Genomic DNA, 20,757 nt, shown 5'->3' with positions numbered 1-20,757 from the left:
CGTCGAACGACTCTATAGCATGCCGGCACCGCTCTGGCGACCGTCATCGGCTCGGCCAGGCCACGAGCCGCCCTGCCGCAGCCTCGTCCGGTCGCCGGAGAAGCCTTGCTTGCTCAGGCTTCGGGAGCGCGTTTCAACAAATCACCCAAAAGGCTTGGAGCCGCTCTGCGTAAGTGCCATGATCTGCAGGGAAAAAGCTGGGGGCGTTCGGCTTGGGCGATGCGGTGGCGGCCGGACTGCAGGCAATTCACAGCGAACTGCTGCTTTTCGCCATGGTCGGCCTGTGGATCGGCGGCATCGACGATCTGCTCATGGACCTGCTTTTCCTTGCGCGGAAATATTGGCGCGACCTGGCTATTTATGCGCGCCACCCGCGCATGACCACCGCCACCCTCCCGGCCTCGATCGAACCCGGAACCATCGCCGTCTTCATCCCCGCCTGGCGCGAGGCCGATGTGATCGCGCCGATGCTGCGCCACGCACTCAGCCAATGGCAGGACGCGCGCTACCGCATCTTTGTCGGCGTCTATCCCAACGATCCGGACACTATCACGGCACTCGCCTCCGTGGCGGAAGGGGAACCGCGCATCGTCGTCGCGGTCAATCCCCGCCCCGGCCCCACGACCAAGGCCGACTGCCTCAACACGCTCTGGCGGGCGATGGCCGCGTGCGAGGCGCGGGAGGGCGTCGCGTTCAAGGCGGTGCTCCTCCACGACGCCGAAGATGTCGTCCATGCCGATGAGATCCGCCTGTTCGACTTCATGATCGACCGCTTCGCGCTCGTCCAATTGCCGGTCCTGCCCCTTCCCGGCCGCGGCGGCTGGTTCAACCGGGCGATCGCCGATCATTATTGTGACGAATTTGCCGAGTCGCACGGGCGGCTACTCACCGTGCGGGAGGCGCTTGGCGCGTCCATTCCCTCCGCCGGGGTCGCCTGCGCCTTCGAACGTGGGATATTGGGGCAGCTGGTAGACGCCCGTCACGGCGGCCCGTTCGATCCCTCCTCGCTCACCGAAGATTATGAGGTGGGTCTGCGGATCAGCGACATGGGTGGACGCGGCGTGTTCGTGCGGATGGGCGACGGGCGCGGCGGACTCGTCGCAACCCGCGAATTCTTCCCCGACACGCTGCACGAAGCCGTGCGGCAGAAGGCGCGCTGGATGGTCGGCATATCGCTCGCGGGATGGGACCGGCTGGGCTGGCGCGGCGGCCCCGCCGAATGGTGGATGCGCATCCGCGACCGGCGCGCGACGGTAGCGGCGCTGGTCCTGTGCGCCGCCTATCTCTCCTTCATCCTGTGGGGCGCGATCCTGTTGATCGGGCTGCTGATCCCGGTTCCGCCGCTTCACGTCTCGCCTTTCATGGAAGGACTGCTCACCGCGAACGTCATGCTGATGACATGGCGGATGGTCATGCGCGCGCTCTTCACCGGCCGGGTCTATGGCTGGCGGCAGGGCCTGGGCGCAATCCCGCGCACCGTCATCGCCAATTACATCGCTATCCTGGCCGCGCGTCGTGCCATTTTCCTCTACGGCAGGTCGCTCTTCGGCAAGCCGCTCCGCTGGGACAAGACCAGCCACCGATTCCCCGACATACAGGCCGACGCATGACCGGTGCCGTCCACAGCCGCCCCCTGCGCTTCCTTCTGCTCGTGATGCTTGGCTGGGTCGGATTGCGCGTTGCAAGCGAGCAACTGCTCCTTGTCCGGCCCACGCCCGCTCCGGTTGCGGCCGCTTCCCCTGCTCCTGCGGCCTGGGCGCCGCGCGCACGCGCGCACAGCATCACCCTTGCGCACGTCCCTACCGCAGCGCTGCTTCCGCCAGCCCCCGCATCGGCCCCTGGGCCTTCATTCAACCGCCCGGCCACGCCTCGGCAGTTCGAATCCGGGCACGAGCCTGACGCCAGGATCGACCTCCTGCAGTTCATCCATTTTTCGGACGGTTTCGCCAATCGCCATTATGGGACGGGCGACCTCGACATCGCCGCATTTCCCGTCACGGCTTCGCCGCCCCCCAGCCTGTCCTCCGCGCCGGCGCAGCACCGGTGGCGGGCCAGCAGTTGGGTGCTTTGGCGCGACGGCAGCGGTCAACCACCGGACGCCGCGTCGGTCGGCCGCCTCGGCGGATCGCAGGCCGGCATCCGCGTCGACTATCTGCTGTCCGACCGGGGATCGTCGCGTCTGACCGCCTATGGCCGCCTCACCGGCGCGCTCCAGCGACCGGCCGCGCCCGAAGCGGCAGCGGGCGTCGCCTTCCAGCCTGTACGCGCCATCCCCGTCACCATCGCCGCCGAACGCCGCATCGCGCTTGGCACCGGAGCGCGCGACGCCAATGCGATCACGGCCGTCGGCGGCTTTGGCCCCACGCCGATCGCAAAGGGGCTGGAGGCGGAAGGCTATGCGCAGGCCGGCGTCGTCGGTTTTCGCCATACGGACCTGTTCATCGACGGCAAGATGTCGCTCCTTGCCCCGGTGCAGGGTGCGCCTGTCCGCGTCGGCGCGGCGCTTTCGGGCGGCGCACAACCGGGCGTCAGCCGCCTCGACGCCAGTCCCGAACTCCAGCTGCGCCTGCCCCTCCCCAACGCCAACGCCCGCCTGTCGCTCGAATGGCGTCAGCGCATCGCCGGCAACGCCCGCCCGGCGTCCGGGCTTGCCCTGACGCTCGGCGCGGATTTTTGATCCCGCGAGGCTTTCGCCTTTATGCCGGGCGTCTTTGGGGTTAACCGAAGGCCAGCATGGATCTCTATCTGCCCATCGCCAACCTTTCGGTGAACGCGCTCGTCATCGTCGCGCTGGGCGGAGTCGTAGGGCTGTTGTCGGGCATGTTCGGCGTGGGCGGCGGTTTCCTCACGACGCCGCTCCTCATCTTCTACGGCATCCCGCCGACCGTCGCCGCTGCCTCGGCCGCCAGCCAGGTGACGGGCGCCAGCGTTTCGGGCGTCGTCACCCACATATCGCGTGGCACGGTCGACTTCCGCATGGGCGGAGTCCTCATTTCCGGCGGGGTCGTGGGCGCGGGGCTAGGCGTTCTGATCTTCCGGCTGCTCCAGCATCTGGGGCAGATCGATACGGTGATCGGCATCCTCTACGTCCTGATGCTGGGGGGCATCGGCGGGCTGATGGCCAAGGAATCGATCCAGGCGCTCATCGCCCTCAAGACCGGCCGGCGCGCGCCCGCCCGCAAGCGCCGCCACCATCCGCTCGTCGCCGCGCTGCCCATGCGCTGGCGCTTCTATCGCTCGGGCCTTTATATTTCCCCCCTTGCTCCCCTGCTGCTGGGCGTGGCGACCGGCATCCTCACCATGTTGCTGGGCGTGGGCGGCGGCTTCATCCTCGTGCCGGCGATGCTCTACCTGCTCGGCATGACGACCCAGTCCGTTGTCGGCACATCGCTGTTCCAGATCCTGTTCGTCACGATGGCGACCACGATGATGCACGCGATGACGACCAAGGCCGTCGATCTCGTGCTCGCCATGCTGCTGCTGGTGGGCAGCGTCACCGGCGCGCAGGTCGGCACGCGCCTTTCCATGACGATCCGGCCGGAATATCTGCGCATCCTGCTCGCCGCCATCGTGCTGCTGGTCGCAGCGCGCATGGCGCTGGGGCTGGGCTGGCGACCGGACGCCATCTACACGATAGAGCTGGGCTGATGCGCAAGGCCGCCGCCCTGCTGCTTGCGGTCAGCGCCCTGCCGTTGGGCGGAGCGGAGGCACCCGAACTGGTGCCCGACGTGTCGCAGCGCGACGTGGAGATCCAGTACAGCTTCACCGGCGCGGACCTGCTGCTGTTCGGTGCCATCGTCTATCCCGATGGCCGTCGCCCCGAAAAGCCGGCCGACATCGTCGTGGTGCTGAAGGGGCCGGAACAATCCATCGTCATGCGCGAAAAACAGAAGGTTGCCGGCATCTGGGTCAATGCCGACACCGCACGCTTCCGCTCCGCGCCCAGCTTCTACGCCATGGCATCGTCGCGACCGATCGACCGGATCGTCGACGAACGCACCGCCGCCATTTACGAACTGGGCGTGGACAAGCTGCAACTCTCCCCCTCTTCGCTCAACGACAGCGCTGAACTCAGCCGCTTCGAAAGCGGCCTCGTCGCCCTGCGTGAACGGTCGGGCCTGTTCGTCGAGCGCCCCGGCACAGTCGAGATCAGCGATGGCGTGCTGTACCGTGCCCGATTGCCTCTGTCGGCGCGCGTGATCGTGGGCGATTATACCGCCGAGACGTTCCTGGTGCAGAACGGCCGCGTCGTCGCGGCCGCGGTGCGCGACATCACCGTCCGCAAGTCGGGCTTCGAGCAGTTCATGGCCAGCGCGGCGGAGCATTGGTCCTTCCTCTACGGCCTCGCGGCCATTGCGCTTGCGGTCGGCATGGGGTGGGCAGCGGGCGCCATCGCCAAACGCATTTGACTTCCGGCCCCTTTATGTCGGACTGGTGGACATAGAAGGACGTTAGGGGGGATGGCAGATGGGCGAAACGGATCGCGGGGAAGCACATCCCTTCTACCAGCTGGACGCCCTCAGCCACCCTCTGCGCGCCTCGCTCTCGCGCGAGATGCATGTGCGCAAGATGCCTCGCCTGCGCACCCCTTCCCGCGCGGTCCAGTTCATGCTGATGGTAGATGATGAGGAAGCCCGCGCCAGCATCGCCATGCTCGACCGCCTGCTCCCGCCCGAAGTGGAGCGCCCGCACGAGGGGGATCGCTTCTTCGCCTGCCCGCTCGACACGCTCGGCTTTTCATGGGAACGGCACAGCGAATTCATCACCTACAGCTTCATCGCCGCGACCGATGGACCGCCCTTCGACCTCGCACCTTTCCACGCGATCGCGCCTTGGATGGACCATTTGCCCGGTCGCATCATCCGGTCGACCCAGATCGCGCTGGTGGGCAACGAACCCGACCGCGCAACCGTCGTCGCGCACTTCTCATCCGACGATCTCATCATCTCCGACGTAGCGCAGGGCCGCGCCCGGATATGGAGCGACTTCCGCCTGCACGACAGCGGCTTCGGCCGCCTGCTCATCCATGATCGGGGGCTGGAGGGGGCCGAGCCCGCCCTGCTGGTCCAGCGGCTTCAGGAACTCGGCAACTACCGCAAGATAGCGCTGCTGGGCCTGCCCGAAGCGCAGCGGGCGACGCCCGTTGTCGCCGCGCTGGAACGGCGGCTCACGGATGTCACGGCGCAGGTGGCGCAGCCCAGCGCGGACGCCGACGCGGTGCTGGAGCAACTCTCCGCGCTCAGCGCCAAACTGGCGCAGATCGTGGCGCAAACCCGTTACCGGATGAGCGCGACCCGCGCCTATGCGGAACTATGCCTCGATCGCATCCGCCGGCTCGATGTCGCGCCGGTGCGCGGCTATCGCTCGCTCGACGATTTCACCGAACGGCGGCTGCTGCCTGCCATGCGGACCTGCGATGCATTCAACCGGCGGCTGGAGGATTTGTCGCAGCGGACGGCCTGGACCAGCGCGATGCTGCGTACCCGCGTCGATACCGCGCTGGCCCGGCGCAACCGCGATCTTCTGGCATCGATGGACCGGCGCACCGGCCTGCAACTGCGCCTCCAGCACACGGTCGAAGGGCTGTCGGTCGTTGCGATCAGCTATTATGCGCTGGGCCTGTGGCATTATCTGAAGGAAGCGCTGGAGGCGCAGGGCGCGCACCTCCCCAGCTGGATCGACCTGGCCCTGATACCGGCCATCGTCGTGGCGGTCTGGGCCGGGCTGCGTCAGCTCAAGAAGGTGAAGCGACCGCGCGGCGGCGATCCCACCGATCATTGATCCGTCACGCGCCGCCCACGATCGCGGCATAATCCGCGCCGTCGACATTGCTGCCGGACATCACGATGGCGCTTGCGCCTTCGTCCTGCGGCGCGAGGCCCGCCAGCATCGCCGCCAGCGCGACCGCGCCGCCCGGCTCCACCACCAGCTTCAGCGTGGAAAAGGCGAACCGCATCGCGTCGCGCACCTGGTCGTCATCGACCACCAGCCCGCCCGACACCAGCGCCCGGTTGATCGGGAAGGTCAACGCGCCGGGGCTGGGCGACATCAGCGCGTCGCAAATGGTGCGCGCATCAGGTCGCACGCTTTCTCGCTCGCCGCTCAGCAGCGACCGGGCCGTATCGTCGAAGCCTGCGGGTTCGACCGTATAGATGCGGGTGTCGGGCGCGCGCGCCTTGACGGCGGTGGCGATGCCGGCCGTCAACCCTCCGCCGCCGCAACAGACCAGTATCTGGCCCACCTCCACGCCGGCCTCCGCGGCCTGTTCCACTATCTCCAGCCCCGCCGTGCCCTGCCCGGCAATGATGTACGGATCGTCGAAGGACGGCACCAAGGTCGCGCCGCGCGCCTGCGCCAGGGCGGTGGCGATCTCCTCCCGGTTTTCCATATGACGATCATAGGTGATGACCTGCGCGCCCAACGCGCGCGTGTTGGCCAGCTTGATCGCAGGTGCATCGGCCGGCATCACGATGATCGCGGGCATGTCGAGCATCTTCGCTGCTGCCGCCACCCCCTGCGCATGGTTGCCCGAAGACCAGGCGACGACGCCAGCCCGCCGCTCCTTGGCATCGAGCCGAACAAGCCGGTTGTAAGCCCCACGGAACTTGAACGATCCCGTGCGCTGCGCACCCTCGAACTTAATGAACACGCGGCGACCGCAGCGTTCGTTGAGCACCGCATTTTCCAGCAACGGCGTCCGCACGGCGGCGGGCGCGATCATCCGGGCGGCGTCCAGGACATCTTCGGCGGTAATGGCGGGCATGTGCGGCATTGGGTGGGCTCCTTTGACCGGATCCCTAGCTGCGCCGGACCGCGCGATGAAGCGCCAATGGCGGCGGCGCGGCCTGCTTGATCGGGCAAATAAAATGATATAATTATGATATCATAATCAATACGAGGATCACGTCATGACCCTGCTTCAGGCTACCCGCGAAAAGCCGGCCTCGACCGCCAGTGGCTATATCATGCTTTTGCTGCTTGCGCTCTGCATCATCGGCGCGATTGCAGGGTTCGGCCTGATCGGTTCGGAAGGCAGCGACGCGCTCGGCGCGATCCTCCTTTTGCTGTCTATTTCGCTGTTCATTTTTACGGTGCCCGGCTTCTACCTGATCCAGCCGAACCAGGCCGCCGCGATCCTGCTGTTCGGCGACTACAAGGGCACGGACCGCACTGCCGGACTACGCTGGGTTCTCCCTTGGCTCAGCCGCCAGAAGGTCAGCGTCCGCGTCCACAACGTGACCTCTGAAAAGCTCAAGATCAACGACAAGCGCGGCAATCCCGTGGAAATCGCGTCCAACGTGGTCTGGCGCGTGACCGACACCGCGCAGGCGCTGTTCGACGTGGACGACTACAAATCCTTTGTCGAAATCCAGATCGAAAGCGCCGTCCGGGCGATCGGGTCGCGTTACCCCTATGACGATTTCGACCATGAGGAAAAGACGCTGCGCGGCGACGGCGCGCATGTCGCGGACGAGTTGCAAGCGGAATTGCAGGACCGCATCGCCATCGCCGGGGTCAGCATCGACGAATGCCGGCTCACCCACCTCGCCTACGCGCCGGAAATCGCGCAGGCGATGCTGCGACGGCAGCAGGCCGAAGCCGTGATCGCCGCCCGCACCCGGTTGGTAGAGGGGGCCGTATTCATGGTCGAACTCGCGCTGGAGCAACTGTCCGCCAAGAATGTCGTGGAACTGGACGATGAACGCCGCGCCGCCATGGTCAGCAACCTGATGGTGGTGCTCTGCGGCGAGCGCGACACCCAGCCCGTGGTCAACACCGGCACCCTCTATCAATAGGTCGGTGGTGCCGAAGGACGTTCCCTCCGCGCGCAAGGCCTTCCCGTTGCGACTCGACCCGGCGCTCTATCTCGCGCTGGAACGGTGCGCCGCAGCAGAATTGCGAAGCGTGAACGCACAGGTCGAATTGCTCCTGCGGGAAGCCCTGGCCCGGCGGGGGGTGGCGCTAGCGGACCCGGCGATGCCGCGGCGCGGTCGCCCGCCAAAGGCGGATTGAACCACCAACGCTTATGCCGCATGTCGCTAAACCGGTCGATCAATAGGCCCGGTCGTGATCGCTTTTATCGATCTTCCCGTCCGATAAAACCAATTTCCCATTGGCCTGCCGAATTCATACATGCGGCATTGCAACAGCAACCCTCAAGCAAGGAACTGGATAGCCCATGGCTCTCATCAACACTCCCCTTCAGCCCTTCAAGGCCACCGCGTACAAGGAAGGCAAGTTCGTCGATGTCACCGACGCCGATGTGAAGGGCAAGTGGGCCGTCTTCTTCTTCTATCCGGCCGACTTCACCTTCGTCTGCCCGACCGAGCTGGAAGATCTGGCGGACATCTATCCCACGCTTCAGGGCATGGGCGTGGAAGTCTATTCGGTGTCGACCGACACGCACTTCTGCCACAAGGCCTGGCACGACACCTCGCCGGCCATCGGCAAGATCAACTATTACATGCTTGGCGACCAGAACCACGACATCTCCAACCAGTTCGGCGTGCTGCGTGAAGGCGTCGGCCTTGCCGATCGCGGCACCTTCGTGCTTGATCCCGAAGGCGTGATCCAGCTGGTCGAAATCACCCCCGAAGGCGTGGGCCGCAACGCCGCCGAGCTGCTGCGCAAGATCAAGGCGCTGCAATACTGGACCAGCCACCCGGGTGAAGTCTGCCCCGCCAAGTGGGAAGAAGGGGCGGAAACCCTCGCCCCCTCGCTCGACCTCGTCGGCAAGATTTAACGCAAAGACCTGAAAAGGCACCCGCCGGACCGGGTCGAGGCACCTCCCCGGCCCGGCGGGCTTTTTATCCCGATCATCATCGCTATCTTTGACCGGACGGTGCCGTTGCGCGCCGCCGCCGCGATAGCCGCGCGCCCCGGACCGGCGCGCCATCAACGGAGCTACGATCATGTTGGACGCAAATCTCAAGGGCCAGTTGAAGGCCTATATGGCGAACATCACGCAGCCCATCGAGCTGGTGGCGTCGCTGGACGACAGCGCGAAATCGCGCGAGCTCAAAGAATTGCTGGGCGAGATTGCCGAGCTGTCCGACAAGGTGAGCGTGGTAGAAGGCAGCGCCGCGCGCAAGCCGAGCTTCATGATCCGCCGCGCGGGCACCGACATCGGCGTCACCTTCGCCGGCCTGCCGATGGGACATGAATTCACCTCTCTGGTGCTCGCGCTCCTACAGGTGGGCGGCCACCCGTCGAAGGCGGCGCAGGACTTGATCCAGCAGATCAAAGACCTGGACGGCGACTATGCGTTCGAGACCTACTTCTCGCTGTCCTGCCAGAACTGCCCGGATGTCGTGCAGGCGCTGAACCTCATGAGCGTGCTCAACCCTCGTATCAGCCACGTCGCCATCGACGGCGCGCTGTTCAAGGAGGAAGTGGACGCGCGCAAGGTCATGGCGGTGCCCACCGTCTTCCTGAACGGCGAGCCCTTCGCCAGCGGCCGCATGGAGCTGGAGCAGATCGTCGCCAAGATCGACAGTGGTGCAGCAGCGCGCGCTGCCGAAAAGATCAAGGCGCAGGATCCGTTCGAGGTGCTGGTGGTCGGTGGCGGCCCCGCCGGCGCGGCGGCTGCCATCTACGCGGCGCGCAAGGGCATCCGCACCGGCGTTGCCGCAGAGCGCTTCGGCGGGCAGGTGCTCGACACGATGGACATCGAGAATTTCATCTCGGTGAGCCGCACCGAAGGCCCGAAACTCGCCTCCGCGCTGGAGGCGCACGTCAAGGATTATGACGTCGAGATCATGAATCTTCAGAAGGCCGCGAAGCTGATTCCGGCCAGGACCGAAGGCGGCTATCATGAAATCGTGCTGGAAAACGGCGCGTCGCTCAAGGGCCGCACCGTCATCCTCTCCACCGGCGCGCGCTGGCGGCAGATGGGCGTTCCCGGCGAGGACGAGTATAAGAACAAGGGCGTGGCCTACTGCCCGCACTGCGACGGCCCGCTGTTCAAAGGCAAGCGCGTCGCGGTGATCGGCGGCGGCAACAGCGGCGTCGAGGCCGCGATCGACCTCGCCGGCATCGTCGCCCATGTGACGCTGATCGAATATGACAGCCAGCTGCGCGCCGATGCCGTGCTCCAGCGCAAGCTCGCCAGCCTGCCCAACGTGAAGATCATCACTTCCGCTCTGACGACCAAGGTCGACGGCAATGGCGAGAAGGTGACCGGCCTGTCCTACAAGGACCGCAACCACGGCACCGAGCATGACGTCGAACTGGAAGGCATCTTCGTCCAGATCGGCCTCGTCCCCAACACCGAATGGTTGAAGGACGCGATCGCCCTGTCCCCGCGCGGCGAGATCGAGATCGACGCGCGCGGCGAAACCAGCCAGCCCGGCATCTTCGCTGCGGGGGACTGCACGACCGTGCCCTACAAGCAGATCGTCATCGCGATGGGCGCGGGATCGACGGCGGCGCTTTCCGCTTTCGATTACCTCATCCGCCTGCCGGCGGTGGAAGAAGCCGCACAGGCAGCCTGAACTTCTGAGCGGGCCACGGACGGGCGGCCGGCATCCTAGCCAGCCGCCCGAAGCTGTCCCGAGTGTTCGGGCGCGACGTTCGTCAGCGACGCCTGAGGCCCATGCCGAATATCGATGGATCGACCTCCAGCATCGGCACATCGGCCTGGCGGGATGGCTCCGTCACAGCCACCTTCTCCGCTTGAACCGCCGTTCCGAAGGTCACGACCGCACTGGCTGGATCGCCCGCCACCAGCGCATCCAGCTTGAGCGCCGGCGTAAGGCGATCCTGCGTCACCGCGACCGGCGTGCCGATCGTCGTCAGGGCGAAAAGCTGACGCGCAAAGGCATAGGGCAGGCGGATGCACCCATGGCTGGCCGGATAGCCCGGATCATGCCCGGCATGAAGCGCGATCCCGTCCCATGTCAGCCGCTGCATGAAGGGCATCGGCGCATTGCTGTAGAGATTGGATCGATGCCATTGGCGTTTCTGGAGGACCGGAAATTCGCCGGTCGGAGTCCGATGCCCCTTCGTCCCAGTCGATACCCGCGCAATGCCGATCAACCGGTCTCCATCATAGACATGGACTCGCTGCTTCTCGATGCTGATGATGAGATATATCGGCCCCTGAAACGGCCCTTCCGCCATCCAGCGATAGGTGCCCGGCGACAGGCCATCATCCGCGCCCTGAGCCACTGCCGGCCCGGAGGCATTCGTTGTCGCGGCGGTGGCCAGCAGGACGGGCGCATAGCGAAGCAGGGATCGCCGAAAGTTTGGCATAACCCTTTCTTAACCATGATCGCAGCGGATGTCAGGCCTGTTGCAGGCCCACGTCCCGCGCTGGCACATCAGACCGCTCACGTAACAAAAGGAATGCGGTGATGCCCCACGAAGCACGAAAGGGAAAATAGGCCTCGCGGCAGGAATAATATGTTTCACCCAAGGCCGCTTGGCTGTAGAGGGGCCGCTTTCCACCTCGTCAAGGACCGTTCACAATGCCTGCCTACCGTTCCCGCACAACCACCCACGGCCGCAACATGGCGGGTGCCAGGGGCCTCTGGCGCGCGACGGGCATGAAGGACGAGGATTTCGGCAAGCCGATCATCGCCATCGCCAACAGCTTCACCCAGTTCGTGCCCGGCCACGTCCATTTGAAGGATCTGGGCCAACTGGTCGCGCGCGAGATCGAGGCGGCGGGCGGCGTCGCGAAGGAATTCAACACGATCGCGGTCGATGACGGCATCGCCATGGGCCATGGCGGCATGCTCTATTCGCTGCCAAGCCGCGACCTGATCGCCGACAGCGTCGAATATATGGTCAACGCGCACTGCGCCGACGCCATCGTGTGCATCTCCAACTGCGACAAGATCACGCCGGGCATGTTGATGGCGGCGATGCGCCTCAACATCCCCGTGGTCTTCGTGTCCGGCGGCCCGATGGAAGCGGGCAAGGCGAACGTGCGCGGTAAGAAAGTCGCGCTCGACCTGGTGGATGCCATGGTCGTCGCCGCGGACGACAGCTACACCGACGAGGAAGTGCAGACGATCGAACGGTCCGCCTGCCCGACCTGCGGATCGTGCTCGGGCATGTTCACCGCCAATTCGATGAACTGCCTGACCGAAGCGCTGGGCCTGTCGCTGCCCGGCAACGGCTCCGTGCTCGCCACCCATGCCGATCGTGAGCGCCTGTTCCGTGAGGCTGGCCATCTGATCGTCGACATTACCAAGCGCTATTATGAGCAGGACGATGCCAGCGTCCTGCCCCGGTCGATCGCCAATTTCGCGGCATTCGAAAACGCCATGAGCCTGGACATCGCGATGGGCGGGTCCACCAACACGGTGCTGCACCTGCTCGCCGCGGCTTATGAAGGTGGCGTCGATTTCACCATGGCGGACATCGACCGGCTTTCGCGCCGCGTTCCATGCCTGTGCAAGGTCGCGCCTGCGAAGAACGACGTGCATATGGAGGATGTCCACCGCGCCGGCGGCATCATGGCGATTTTGGGCGAACTGGAGCGCGCGGGACTTGTCGATCCGTCGCTCCCGACGGTCCACAGCGCCACGCTACGCGATGCGCTTGCGCGGTGGGACATCACCCGCACCAACAGCGAAGACGTGCGCACCTTCTATCGCGCGGCGCCCGGCGGCGTACCGACGCAGGTCGCCTTCAGCCAGTCGGCGCGCTGGGAGGAGTTGGACACCGACCGCGCAGAGGGCGTCATCCGCTCGATCGACCATCCCTTTTCCAAGGATGGCGGCCTGGCCGTGCTGTTCGGCAATCTTGCGCCGGAAGGCTGCATCGTGAAAACGGCGGGCGTGGACGAAAGCATCCATGTCTTTCGCGGCACCGCGCGCGTCTATGAAAGCCAGGACGCGGCGGTGGCGGGCATCCTTGGCAATGAGGTGAAGCCCGGCGACATCGTCATCGTCCGCTATGAGGGGCCAAAGGGCGGTCCGGGCATGCAGGAAATGCTCTATCCGACCAGCTATTTGAAGTCGAAGGGGCTGGGGAAGGTCTGTGCGCTCATCACCGACGGGCGCTTTTCCGGCGGCTCGTCCGGCCTGTCGATCGGCCATGTCTCGCCCGAAGCTGCCGAAGGCGGCATGATCGCGCTGATCGAAACGGGCGATCCGATCCTGATCGACATTCCCGCGCGCGCCATCAATGTCGAATTGGACGACGCCGTGCTCGCCGCACGCCGGGCAGATATGGAAGCGCGAGGGGCCAAGGCGTGGAAGCCCTTCGGCCGCAAGCGCGAAGTGACGCCGGCGCTGCGCGCCTATGCGGCGATGACGACGAACGCCGCCAAGGGCGCGGTGCGCGACGTCAGCCAGATCGAGAAATGACCTTCGCCTGAGACAGGAAGGCTGGCCAAGTGCGCGCGCCCGTCGCCAGCCCTAGTCCAGGACGTTCGGCAGATCCTTGAACCCCTTGTGCAGGGCTGCGCCCCAGCTGTGGGAAATGCGGGCGAACTCCTCGTCATCGGCTTCGATGCGGGTGCGGACGCGGAAGTCGTATATGTCGGTCGGGATCACCGTCAGGTCGAGCGGCATGCCCACCGAAAGATTGGAGCGCAGGGTCGAATCCATCGACACCAGCACCGCCTTCACCGCATCTTCCAGGCTGGTTTCGCGACGGATGATGCGGTCGAGGATGGGCTTGCCATATTTATGCTCGCCGATCTGGAAGAAGGGCGTGTCTTCCGTCGCCTCGATGAAGTTACCGGCGGAATAGATGAGGTAGAGCCTGGGCTTGCCGCCCCGTCGCTGGCCCGCGATCATGATGGACGCGCCGGAACCGGACCCGCCCATCTCGATGCTTTCCCGATACCGGCTCTGCATGGCACGCATCGCGTCGCCCACGATCTGCGCGGCGCGATGCATCGTGTCGCAATTGAGGATGGTTTCCACATCGGGATCGAGCGCGGATTCCTTGATCGCCTTGCTCAGCACCGCCTTCACCCCCTGGGTGATGGACAGATTGCCCGAACAGAGCATTGTGATCGCCCGTTCGCCCGGCACATGATAGGTGAAGCTCTTCCGGAAGCGCGCGATATTGTCCATTCCCGCATTGGTGCGGGTGTCGGACAGCATGACCAGTCCCTGGTCCACGCGCACCGCCACACAATAGGTCATGGCCCCCCGGCCTCCTCACATTCTCGTTGGCGCGTTCGCACTCGCCGGACTTCGCCCGGCACGCGATCGCTGGGAATCGGTCCTGTCGGTCTAGGGCCTAGTCTGTTGCTGCTGGCGCTGCAACTGCCGTTCCTCCACGCCATCCTGCGCCACCGCGATGCGGACATCCGCATCGATGCTGATGTCGCCCGCCACCGTGACCGAACCCCGGATAGGCGCCGCATCGTCGGCATCCAGGCCGCTCGCCAGACGGAGATACCGATCGGTCACACAGACGCGGTTGGACGGATCGAAGCCGATCCAGCCAAGGTCCGGCAGGAAAGCCTCCGCCCAGCCATGGGTTTCGTGCAGCAGATCGCCGTCGCCCGCGAGCAGGTAACCGGAAACATAGCGTGCCGGGACGCCGAGCGACCGGGCGGCGGCGATGAATATCTGCGCATGATCCTGGCACACGCCCGCGCCGATCGCGAAGGCCTGCGCCGCGCTCGTGTCGGCGCTGGTGACGCCGGCGCGGTAGGAGACGGCATCGTTGACGGCGGCGGACAAGGCGTGGAGGCGATTGAGCGGTCCGCCCCCGTCCGGCAGATCGCGAGCCATGGCCGCTATCCCTTCCGATGCGCGGGTCAGCGGCGTATCGCGGAGATAATAGGCCGGTGGCACGCGACCGGAGAGATGGCCCACTATGCCGTGCGTCTCGCGCGTCTCCACCAGCCCTTCGGCAACGATGACCGCATCGTCCAGGCGATCATGGCGGATCCAGACCGCCTCCATTTCGCCATAGCTGTTGGAACGGAAGCCGGTCAGCGGATCGCCATTTATACTGACCTGCCAGTCCTCGACAGTCTGCATCGGCGTATTGACCGGCATCAGCTTGAGGCGCATCGCCACTCGTCCAGCGGATGCCGCATAGCGATAGACCGTCTGGTGGCGGACCAGCAATTTCATGGCGGAGCGCCCCTCCCCTGCCTGCCGTCAGCCGAAATGATAGGCCTGGGCGATCTCCTGCCCCAGGCGGTTCGTCATCATGAGGCCGCCCTGCACCGTCTCATGCAGGCCGCGCCGGAAGATTTCGCCGCTGTCCTGCGCCTCCAGCCCCGCGACCAATTCTTGCACCGTGTCATGGCACGCCGCACGCGCATTGTGCCATCCGGCAAGCCGGTTGAGTCGATAGGCCAGTTGATCGTAGCAATAGGCGACGCTGCGCGGGAACAGCCGGTTCAGCATCAGGAAATCGGTGATCTGCCACGGCGTGTAGGTGCCGCCATAGACATGATGATAAGCGCGCGCGCCCGACAGGGCGTACAGCACCGACGTCCACTGATAATGATCGCGATTGCCGCCGATCACCTCGGTTTCGGGCAACAGCACATAATATTTGACGTCCAGCAGGCGCAGCGTCATCTGCGCCCGTTCCAGTGCGGAGCCGGTCCGCAGGAAATCATGCCCCTCGTTGCGCAGCTGCCCCGAATGCGCCGCGCCGCGGAAGGTCATGACGCGGGTCTTCACCCAGTCGATGAGCGCCGGCAGCTGCTGGCGAGCCTCCGACACGTCATAGCTGTCGAGCTTGCGCCAGCCTTCGTTCAGCGCTTCCCACATGTCCTGCGTCAACATGGTGCGGGCGGACTTGGCGTTGGCACGCGCCTTGAGCAGGCAGGCCCGGATGGAACTGGGATTGTCGAGGTCGAGCATCAGCCAGGCGATGGCGTCACCCTCCGTGACGATCGTGCCGTCGGGGAATTGATGCCCCGCCCCGGTCGCGCGCACGACCGAACGCCATTCGTCCCGATGATGCGCGCCAGGCAGGATCGCCATCCGCTGTCCCATGGTGAGCAGTCGGGCGGTTGCTTCGGCGCGCTCCATGTAGCGCGCCATCCAGAAGAGGTTTTCTGCGGTCCGGCTCAGCATGTCATCAATCCTGCAGAACCCAGGTGTCCTTGACCCCGCCACCCTGGCTGGAATTCACCACCAGCGATCCTTCGGTCAGCGCGACTCGGGTAAGGCCGCCGGGGACGAGGCGGATTTGTTTACCCACCAGGCAGTAGGGACGAAAATCCGCATGGCGGCCAACCACTGCCGCTGGGCCGAGCGTCGGCACCGTGGAGAGATCGAGCGTCGGTTGCGCGATGAACTCGCCCGGATTGGCCCTGATGCGATCGGCATAGGCCGCGATCTCATCCTTGGTGGACTTGGGTCCGATCAGCATGCCGTAACCGCCCGACCCATGCACTTCCTTGGCGACCAGTTCGTGCAGATTCTCCAGCACATAGGCGAGTTCGTCGGGCTTCCCGCACTGCCAAGTCTGGATATTGTCCAGGATCGGCTTTTCCCCAAGGTAAAAGCGGATCATCTCCGGCACATAGATATAGACGGCCTTGTCATCCGCTATGCCCGATCCGGGCGCGGACGCCAGCGTCACGCCGCCATTGCGATAGACGTTGAAGATGCCCGGCACGCCCAGCAGGCTGTCGGGGCGGAAAACCAGCGGATCGATATATTCGTCGTCGATACGGCGATAGATGACGTCGACCGCTTTCGGCCCCAGCGTCGTCTTCATCCAGACGCGGTCGTCTTCGACGAACAGGTCCGCCGGTTCGACCAGTTCGACGCCCATCAGGTCGGCGAGGAAACTATGCTCATAATAGGCGCTGTTGAGCGAGCCGGGCGTGAGCACCACCACCACCGGATCGCCCTTGCAGGCGGGCGGCGCGACCTCCTTGAGCGACTTCAGCAGCTCGGCGGGGTAATCGTCCACCGGCGCGACCACCCCTTGCGCGAAAAGCTCCGGGAACATGCGCGTCATGATCTCGCGATTTTCCAGCATGTAGGACACGCCGGAGGGGGTGCGGCAATTGTCTTCCAGCACCTCGAAACTGCCCGGCCCCGTCCGCACGATATCGATGCCGACGATATGGCTGTACACTTTGCCGGGCGGCGTGAAGTCCGCCATTTCGGCAAGATAAGCGCTGTTCTGGTAAATGATGTCGGCGGGCATGATGCCGGCCTTCACGATTTCCCCGCGATGATAGACGTCATGCAAAAAGGCGTTGAGCGCGCGGGCGCGCTGGCGAATGCCCTTGTCCAGGATGCGCCATTCCTGCGCCGTGAAGATGCGGGGCAGCAGGTCGAACGGGATCAGCCGTTCCGGGTCGCCCCCTTCCCCGTAAACCGCGAAGGTGATGCCGATGCGGCGGAAGATCGCTTCGGCCTCGTCCATGCGGCGATTGAGCCCGGCGATGCCGGTTCGTTCCACCCACTGCTGCACTTCGTCGTAACAGCCTCGGATCGAACCGTCAGGCTCAAACATCTCATGGAAGGGCAAGTGGACAATCCTCCCTCGGCCATTGGGCCGGTTGTGCGTTGCAACAGTAGGGCGCGGCGGAACCGCGATTGCAACAGAAAAAATGCCGTGAATGCCTGGCGCCTGTCCTAAAACGTGCAAAGGCTGATAAAGACGCCATGACGTCAGGCACTTCCCTGTCCGACCATGCGGCAGTCTTCACAGGCGCGATGCCTGATCTTGCTCTGCCCTTTCCCGCGCAACGGGGAATTGGGGCACAGATGGCCGAACAGGATTTTCGCACATCCCGCAAAAGGCCCGTTGACCGCTCCCCATCGCCTGCGTATAGCGCCGCCTCACCACGGGGCCGTCGCCCCGATAGCCCATGGGGCGGAGTAGCTCAGCCGGTTAGAGCAGCGGAATCATAATCCGCGTGTCGGGGGTTCGAGTCCCTCCTCCGCTACCATCTGCATCACCCATCCCTTCCACATGCTGCTTGCCTCCTTCCGCAAAGCGCGCCTAAGAGCGGGCAAAACAGCGGTGCAGAGGATTGCGAGCGGATGAGTTTCTACGATGTCCTGATCGTCGGTGCCGGCCATGCGGGAGCGCAGGCGGCTATTGCCCTACGCCAAGCGGGGTTCGAGGGCAGCGTGGGCATGATCGGGGATGAGAAGGATCCGCCCTATGAGCGGCCGCCCCTGTCGAAGGAATATTTTGCCGGCGAAAAGACGTTCGATCGCATCCTGATCCGCCCTGCCTCTTTCTGGGAAGAGCGCAAGGTCGACCTGCTGCTGGGCAGGCGGGTGAAGAGCGTCGACCCTGAAGGCAGGTTCGTGAACGCGGGCGGCGAGGAGATCGGCTATGGCAAGCTGATCTGGTGCACCGGCGGATCGCCACGCATGCTGACCTGCAACGGCGCGGGCGCGCAGAATGTCCATGCCGTCCGCCGCCGCGACGATGTCGACGCGATGATGGGCAAGCTGGACGCGGTGCGTCATGTTACGATCGTCGGCGGCGGCTATATCGGCCTTGAAGCGGCAGCGGTCCTGACGAAGTTCGGCAAGCAGGTGGTGCTGCTGGAAGCGCTCGACCGGGTGCTGGCGCGCGTCGCCGGGGAGGAATTGTCGCGCTTCTACGAGGCGGAACACCGCGCCCATGGCGTGGACCTGCGCACCGGCGCCAGGATGGACTGTATCGAAGTCGTGGACGGCAAGGCCGCGGCCGTGCTGATGGCGGATGGCGAGCGGATCGAAACCGACATGGTGATCGTGGGCATCGGCATCGTGCCCGAAACGGGCCCCTTGATCGCGGCGGGTGCTGTGGGGGGCAACGGGGTGGATGTGGACGAATATTGCCGCACCTCCCTGCCGGACATCTATGCCGTCGGCGATTGCGCCACCCATGCGAACCGCTTTGCCGGCGGCGCGCATATGCGGGTCGAATCCGTCCAGAACGCGAATGACCAGGCCAAGACCGCCGTCGCCCACATCCTGGGCAAGGAAGAGCCTTATGATGCCGTCCCCTGGTTCTGGTCGAACCAGTATGACCTGAAGCTCCAGACGGTCGGCCTCTCGGTCGGCTTCGATCAGACCGTGCTGCGCGGCGACCCGGCGGCGCGCAGCTTTTCCATCGTCTATCTGAAGGGTGGAAGGGTGATCGCGCTCGACTGCGTCAACGCGGTCAAGGACTATGTGCAGGGGCGCGCCCATGTGCTGTCCGGCGCAATGCTGGACATTGCGCAGCTCGGCGACGCCAGCGTGCCGCTGAAGGAGGTTGGGCTCGCCTGAGCCCTAACCGCGAAACATCGCCTTCATCGCCAGTTCCCACGGTCCACCGCGATAGTGCCAGGCGGCGAGGCCCGCGATGACGATAGGTCGTGGGCGGAAACCGGTGCGCAACGCGTCTGCAAGCGCCCGCGCATCGTCGGGCGACACCTTGTTCTGGACGGTGATGTGAAGGCGTGGCCTTTGGCTGTCCTGCGGCGTCAGAAGGCCCGCAAAGCCCTCTGCCAGCTCATCGCGCAAGGCCATGAGGTCCAGACTTTCGATTCGATAGGCGACACCGCGGCCCAGCAGAATGACGTCGCTTAACCGCGCATCGGGCGGCGGCAGGGTGCCGAACCGCTTCAGCCGCCCGGACAGTTCCGGCAGGATCGATGGCGGCAGGTGATGGAACAGGGTGATATGGGCGGAAAGATGGTTGCGCTCAGGCGGAAAATGCGCCCGGCGCAAAGCATCAGCCCAGGCGAAATCGGCCGCGCCCATCAACGCCGTGACGATGATGGGCGCTGGCAAGGTCATGGACGCGGATTGGCCTTCAGCCATGCGAGGACGGGTTCGGGGCTGGTTTCGCCGTAGGGATCGTCGTCCTCACCCACATCGTTGATGCCCGGCTCCTCGAACCAGGCGACGATCTGGTTGTCGTCGACCACCATCGCATAGCGCCAGCTGCGCTCGCCAAAGCCCAGATGCTCCTTCTTGACCAGCATGCCCATGCGGCGGGTGAAATCGCCTGACCCATCGGGCAGCATCTTCACGGAATTGACGCCCAGATGCTTGGCCCACTGATACATGACGAAGGCGTCATTGACCGATATGCAATAGACATCGTCCGCCCCTGCCTCGCGGATATCCTGGCTTGCCCGTTCGAAGGCCGGGCATTGCTCGGTTGAGCAGGTGGGCGTGAACGCGCCCGGCAGCGAAAATACCACGGCGCGCTTGCCGGCAAAGAGGTCGGCGGTGCGCACATCCTGCCATCGAAAAGGGTTGGGGCCGTCGATGCTGTCGTCGCGCACCCGCGTCTTGAGGACCACATCTGGGATGGAGCGTCCGAGCATGCATATCTCCTTTGGGAAGCCCGCGCCGCTTTCGCGCGGAACCGATTCGGTATAGGATCAGGCAGAGGCGCCCGGCAAGCCGGCGACCAAGGGAGAGGGGGTAACACGCATCATGTCCACGTCGCGTTCCGTCACCATCATCGGCATCGTCCTGCTGCTCTGGAACCTGATGGGCGTCGCCGCCTGGGTCATGCAATATGGCATGGACCTCACCGGACTGGCAAAGACCGATCCTGTGGGCGCGCGCATCTTCGCTGAAATGCCGTCCTGGCTGTGGGTGGTCTATGCCGTGGCGGTCGGCGCCGGCACACTGGGCGCGCTGCTGTTGCTGATGAAGAAGGCGGCCGCCGCCACCCTGTTCCTCGTGTCGCTGATCGCGGTGCTGGTCCAGTTCGGCTATACGCTGGGCGCTACCGACCTGATCGCGCAAAAGGGGATCGTTGTCGCGGCGGGCTTCCCCGCCCTGGTCATCCTGATCGCGATCGTGCAGCTCGCCTATGCCCGGTCGCTGGTGGCGAAGGACGTGTTGAGATAGC

Annotated in this window: 20 protein-coding genes and 1 tRNA gene; 13 read left to right on the top strand and 8 right to left on the bottom strand. The window is 65.0% G+C overall.

Annotation, left to right across the window (positions count from 1 at the left end; translation table 11 throughout):
* Positions 1 to 212 precede the first annotated feature (212 nt).
* From ACFQ24_RS21325 to ACFQ24_RS21305, 5 genes are read left to right on the top strand one after another with little or no spacing between them, the layout of a single operon-like run.
* Positions 213 to 1,610: a glycosyl transferase family protein gene (locus ACFQ24_RS21325; protein WP_380914950.1), complete on the top strand. Its 1,398-nt coding sequence runs from the start codon at positions 213 to 215 to the stop codon at positions 1,608 to 1,610.
* Entirely contained in the window at positions 1,607 to 2,677 is a 1,071-nt protein-coding gene (locus tag ACFQ24_RS21320; protein WP_380914949.1) for a hypothetical protein, read from the top strand. Before ACFQ24_RS21325 ends, ACFQ24_RS21320 begins: the two co-directional genes overlap by 4 nt.
* Positions 2,678 to 2,733: 56 nt before the next feature.
* On the top strand, positions 2,734 to 3,648 hold the full coding sequence (locus ACFQ24_RS21315; protein ID WP_380914947.1) for a sulfite exporter TauE/SafE family protein: 915 nt from the start codon (positions 2,734 to 2,736) through the stop codon (positions 3,646 to 3,648).
* Positions 3,648 to 4,409 (top strand): TIGR02186 family protein, encoded by a 762-nt coding sequence (locus tag ACFQ24_RS21310; protein WP_380914945.1) that lies wholly within the window; start codon positions 3,648 to 3,650, stop codon positions 4,407 to 4,409. The genes ACFQ24_RS21315 and ACFQ24_RS21310 overlap by 1 nt, the downstream gene beginning before the upstream one ends.
* Before the next feature lie 58 nt (positions 4,410 to 4,467).
* Positions 4,468 to 5,781 (top strand): DUF3422 domain-containing protein, encoded by a 1,314-nt coding sequence (locus tag ACFQ24_RS21305; protein WP_380914943.1) that lies wholly within the window; start codon positions 4,468 to 4,470, stop codon positions 5,779 to 5,781.
* A 4-nt stretch (positions 5,782 to 5,785) separates the two neighbouring features.
* Here the strand turns inward: ACFQ24_RS21305 and ACFQ24_RS21300 are convergent, their stop codons facing one another.
* On the bottom strand, positions 5,786 to 6,772 hold the full coding sequence (locus ACFQ24_RS21300) for a threonine ammonia-lyase (protein WP_380914941.1): 987 nt from the start codon (positions 6,770 to 6,772) through the stop codon (positions 5,786 to 5,788).
* A 136-nt stretch (positions 6,773 to 6,908) separates the two neighbouring features.
* Between ACFQ24_RS21300 and ACFQ24_RS21295 the strand changes: the two genes are divergently transcribed.
* From ACFQ24_RS21295 to ahpF, 4 genes are all read left to right on the top strand, one after another.
* Positions 6,909 to 7,796 (top strand): SPFH domain-containing protein, encoded by an 888-nt coding sequence (locus tag ACFQ24_RS21295; protein WP_380914939.1) that lies wholly within the window; start codon positions 6,909 to 6,911, stop codon positions 7,794 to 7,796.
* Between the two features lie 7 nt (positions 7,797 to 7,803).
* Positions 7,804 to 8,013, top strand: coding sequence for a toxin-antitoxin system HicB family antitoxin (locus ACFQ24_RS21290; RefSeq protein ID WP_380914937.1), 210 nt, complete (start codon positions 7,804 to 7,806; stop codon positions 8,011 to 8,013).
* A gap of 166 nt (positions 8,014 to 8,179) precedes the next feature.
* Complete coding sequence (ahpC, locus tag ACFQ24_RS21285; protein ID WP_373933601.1) at positions 8,180 to 8,743, top strand: alkyl hydroperoxide reductase subunit C; 564 nt, start codon at positions 8,180 to 8,182, stop codon at positions 8,741 to 8,743.
* Between the two features lie 169 nt (positions 8,744 to 8,912).
* Positions 8,913 to 10,493 carry an alkyl hydroperoxide reductase subunit F gene (gene ahpF / locus ACFQ24_RS21280; protein WP_380914935.1) on the top strand — a complete coding sequence of 527 codons (1,581 nt, stop codon included), beginning with the start codon at positions 8,913 to 8,915 and terminating at the stop codon, positions 10,491 to 10,493.
* 82 nt (positions 10,494 to 10,575) lie between these two features.
* Here the strand turns inward: ahpF and ACFQ24_RS21275 are convergent, their stop codons facing one another.
* Positions 10,576 to 11,253: a L,D-transpeptidase family protein gene (locus ACFQ24_RS21275; RefSeq protein ID WP_380914933.1), complete on the bottom strand. Its 678-nt coding sequence runs from the start codon at positions 11,251 to 11,253 to the stop codon at positions 10,576 to 10,578.
* A 215-nt stretch (positions 11,254 to 11,468) separates the two neighbouring features.
* Between ACFQ24_RS21275 and ilvD the strand changes: the two genes are divergently transcribed.
* Entirely contained in the window at positions 11,469 to 13,319 is a 1,851-nt protein-coding gene (gene ilvD, locus ACFQ24_RS21270) for a dihydroxy-acid dehydratase (RefSeq protein ID WP_380914931.1), read from the top strand.
* A gap of 51 nt (positions 13,320 to 13,370) precedes the next feature.
* Here ilvD and ACFQ24_RS21265 read toward each other — a convergent pair whose 3' ends face one another.
* The 4 genes from ACFQ24_RS21265 to ACFQ24_RS21250 all read right to left on the bottom strand — a co-directional run bounded on the left by ACFQ24_RS21265 (position 13,371) and on the right by ACFQ24_RS21250 (position 17,427).
* Positions 13,371 to 14,108 (bottom strand): peptidase, encoded by a 738-nt coding sequence (locus ACFQ24_RS21265; RefSeq protein WP_380914929.1) that lies wholly within the window; start codon positions 14,106 to 14,108, stop codon positions 13,371 to 13,373.
* A gap of 90 nt (positions 14,109 to 14,198) precedes the next feature.
* Complete coding sequence (locus tag ACFQ24_RS21260; RefSeq protein ID WP_380914927.1) at positions 14,199 to 15,053, bottom strand: transglutaminase family protein; 855 nt, start codon at positions 15,051 to 15,053, stop codon at positions 14,199 to 14,201.
* 27 nt (positions 15,054 to 15,080) lie between these two features.
* Positions 15,081 to 16,013: an alpha-E domain-containing protein gene (locus ACFQ24_RS21255; RefSeq protein WP_380914925.1), complete on the bottom strand. Its 933-nt coding sequence runs from the start codon at positions 16,011 to 16,013 to the stop codon at positions 15,081 to 15,083.
* A 4-nt stretch (positions 16,014 to 16,017) separates the two neighbouring features.
* Positions 16,018 to 17,427, bottom strand: coding sequence for a circularly permuted type 2 ATP-grasp protein (locus tag ACFQ24_RS21250; RefSeq protein WP_380914923.1), 1,410 nt, complete (start codon positions 17,425 to 17,427; stop codon positions 16,018 to 16,020).
* 347 nt (positions 17,428 to 17,774) lie between these two features.
* Between ACFQ24_RS21250 and ACFQ24_RS21245 the strand changes: the two genes are divergently transcribed.
* A tRNA-Met gene (locus tag ACFQ24_RS21245) sits at positions 17,775 to 17,851 on the top strand.
* Between the two features lie 94 nt (positions 17,852 to 17,945).
* Positions 17,946 to 19,172 (top strand): NAD(P)/FAD-dependent oxidoreductase, encoded by a 1,227-nt coding sequence (locus tag ACFQ24_RS21240; RefSeq protein WP_380914922.1) that lies wholly within the window; start codon positions 17,946 to 17,948, stop codon positions 19,170 to 19,172.
* Positions 19,173 to 19,175: 3 nt separating this feature from the next.
* Here ACFQ24_RS21240 and ACFQ24_RS21235 read toward each other — a convergent pair whose 3' ends face one another.
* Positions 19,176 to 19,685: a 2'-5' RNA ligase family protein gene (locus ACFQ24_RS21235; protein WP_380914920.1), complete on the bottom strand. Its 510-nt coding sequence runs from the start codon at positions 19,683 to 19,685 to the stop codon at positions 19,176 to 19,178.
* On the bottom strand, positions 19,682 to 20,221 hold the full coding sequence (locus ACFQ24_RS21230) for a peroxiredoxin (RefSeq protein ID WP_380914918.1): 540 nt from the start codon (positions 20,219 to 20,221) through the stop codon (positions 19,682 to 19,684). Before ACFQ24_RS21230 ends, ACFQ24_RS21235 begins: the two co-directional genes overlap by 4 nt.
* A gap of 112 nt (positions 20,222 to 20,333) precedes the next feature.
* Here ACFQ24_RS21230 and ACFQ24_RS21225 point away from each other — a divergent pair, with 112 nt between their 5' ends.
* A complete protein-coding gene (locus tag ACFQ24_RS21225; protein ID WP_380914917.1) occupies positions 20,334 to 20,756 on the top strand; it encodes a sugar transporter in 423 nt (140 codons plus the stop codon).
* Position 20,757: the final 1 nt, after the last annotated feature.

The sequence above is a fragment of the Sphingobium olei genome (assembly GCF_042678845.1).
GTDB classification, from domain to species: domain Bacteria; phylum Pseudomonadota; class Alphaproteobacteria; order Sphingomonadales; family Sphingomonadaceae; genus Sphingobium; species Sphingobium olei.
The sequence above is the reverse complement of the archived record's forward strand: the minus strand, read 5'-3'. Positions and strand labels throughout refer to the sequence as shown.

Excerpts from the sequence above, each read along its gene's own strand:
- ACFQ24_RS21320 (WP_380914949.1), top strand. The coding sequence starts at position 1,607 with ATGACCGGTGCCGTCCACAGCCGCCCCCTGCGCTTCCTTCTGCTCGTG.
- ACFQ24_RS21315 (WP_380914947.1), top strand. The coding sequence starts at position 2,734 with ATGGATCTCTATCTGCCCATCGCCAACCTTTCGGTGAACGCGCTCGTC.
- ACFQ24_RS21310 (WP_380914945.1), top strand. The coding sequence starts at position 3,648 with ATGCGCAAGGCCGCCGCCCTGCTGCTTGCGGTCAGCGCCCTGCCGTTG.
- ACFQ24_RS21305 (WP_380914943.1), top strand. The coding sequence starts at position 4,468 with ATGGGCGAAACGGATCGCGGGGAAGCACATCCCTTCTACCAGCTGGAC.
- ACFQ24_RS21300 (WP_380914941.1), bottom strand. The coding sequence starts at position 6,772 with ATGCCGCACATGCCCGCCATTACCGCCGAAGATGTCCTGGACGCCGCC.
- ACFQ24_RS21295 (WP_380914939.1), top strand. The coding sequence starts at position 6,909 with ATGACCCTGCTTCAGGCTACCCGCGAAAAGCCGGCCTCGACCGCCAGT.
- ahpC (WP_373933601.1), top strand. The coding sequence starts at position 8,180 with ATGGCTCTCATCAACACTCCCCTTCAGCCCTTCAAGGCCACCGCGTAC.
- ahpF (WP_380914935.1), top strand. The coding sequence starts at position 8,913 with ATGTTGGACGCAAATCTCAAGGGCCAGTTGAAGGCCTATATGGCGAAC.
- ACFQ24_RS21275 (WP_380914933.1), bottom strand. The coding sequence starts at position 11,253 with ATGCCAAACTTTCGGCGATCCCTGCTTCGCTATGCGCCCGTCCTGCTG.
- ilvD (WP_380914931.1), top strand. The coding sequence starts at position 11,469 with ATGCCTGCCTACCGTTCCCGCACAACCACCCACGGCCGCAACATGGCG.
- ACFQ24_RS21265 (WP_380914929.1), bottom strand. The coding sequence starts at position 14,108 with ATGACCTATTGTGTGGCGGTGCGCGTGGACCAGGGACTGGTCATGCTG.
- ACFQ24_RS21260 (WP_380914927.1), bottom strand. The coding sequence starts at position 15,053 with ATGAAATTGCTGGTCCGCCACCAGACGGTCTATCGCTATGCGGCATCC.
- ACFQ24_RS21255 (WP_380914925.1), bottom strand. The coding sequence starts at position 16,013 with ATGCTGAGCCGGACCGCAGAAAACCTCTTCTGGATGGCGCGCTACATG.
- ACFQ24_RS21240 (WP_380914922.1), top strand. The coding sequence starts at position 17,946 with ATGAGTTTCTACGATGTCCTGATCGTCGGTGCCGGCCATGCGGGAGCG.
- ACFQ24_RS21235 (WP_380914920.1), bottom strand. The coding sequence starts at position 19,685 with ATGACCTTGCCAGCGCCCATCATCGTCACGGCGTTGATGGGCGCGGCC.
- ACFQ24_RS21230 (WP_380914918.1), bottom strand. The coding sequence starts at position 20,221 with ATGCTCGGACGCTCCATCCCAGATGTGGTCCTCAAGACGCGGGTGCGC.
- ACFQ24_RS21225 (WP_380914917.1), top strand. The coding sequence starts at position 20,334 with ATGTCCACGTCGCGTTCCGTCACCATCATCGGCATCGTCCTGCTGCTC.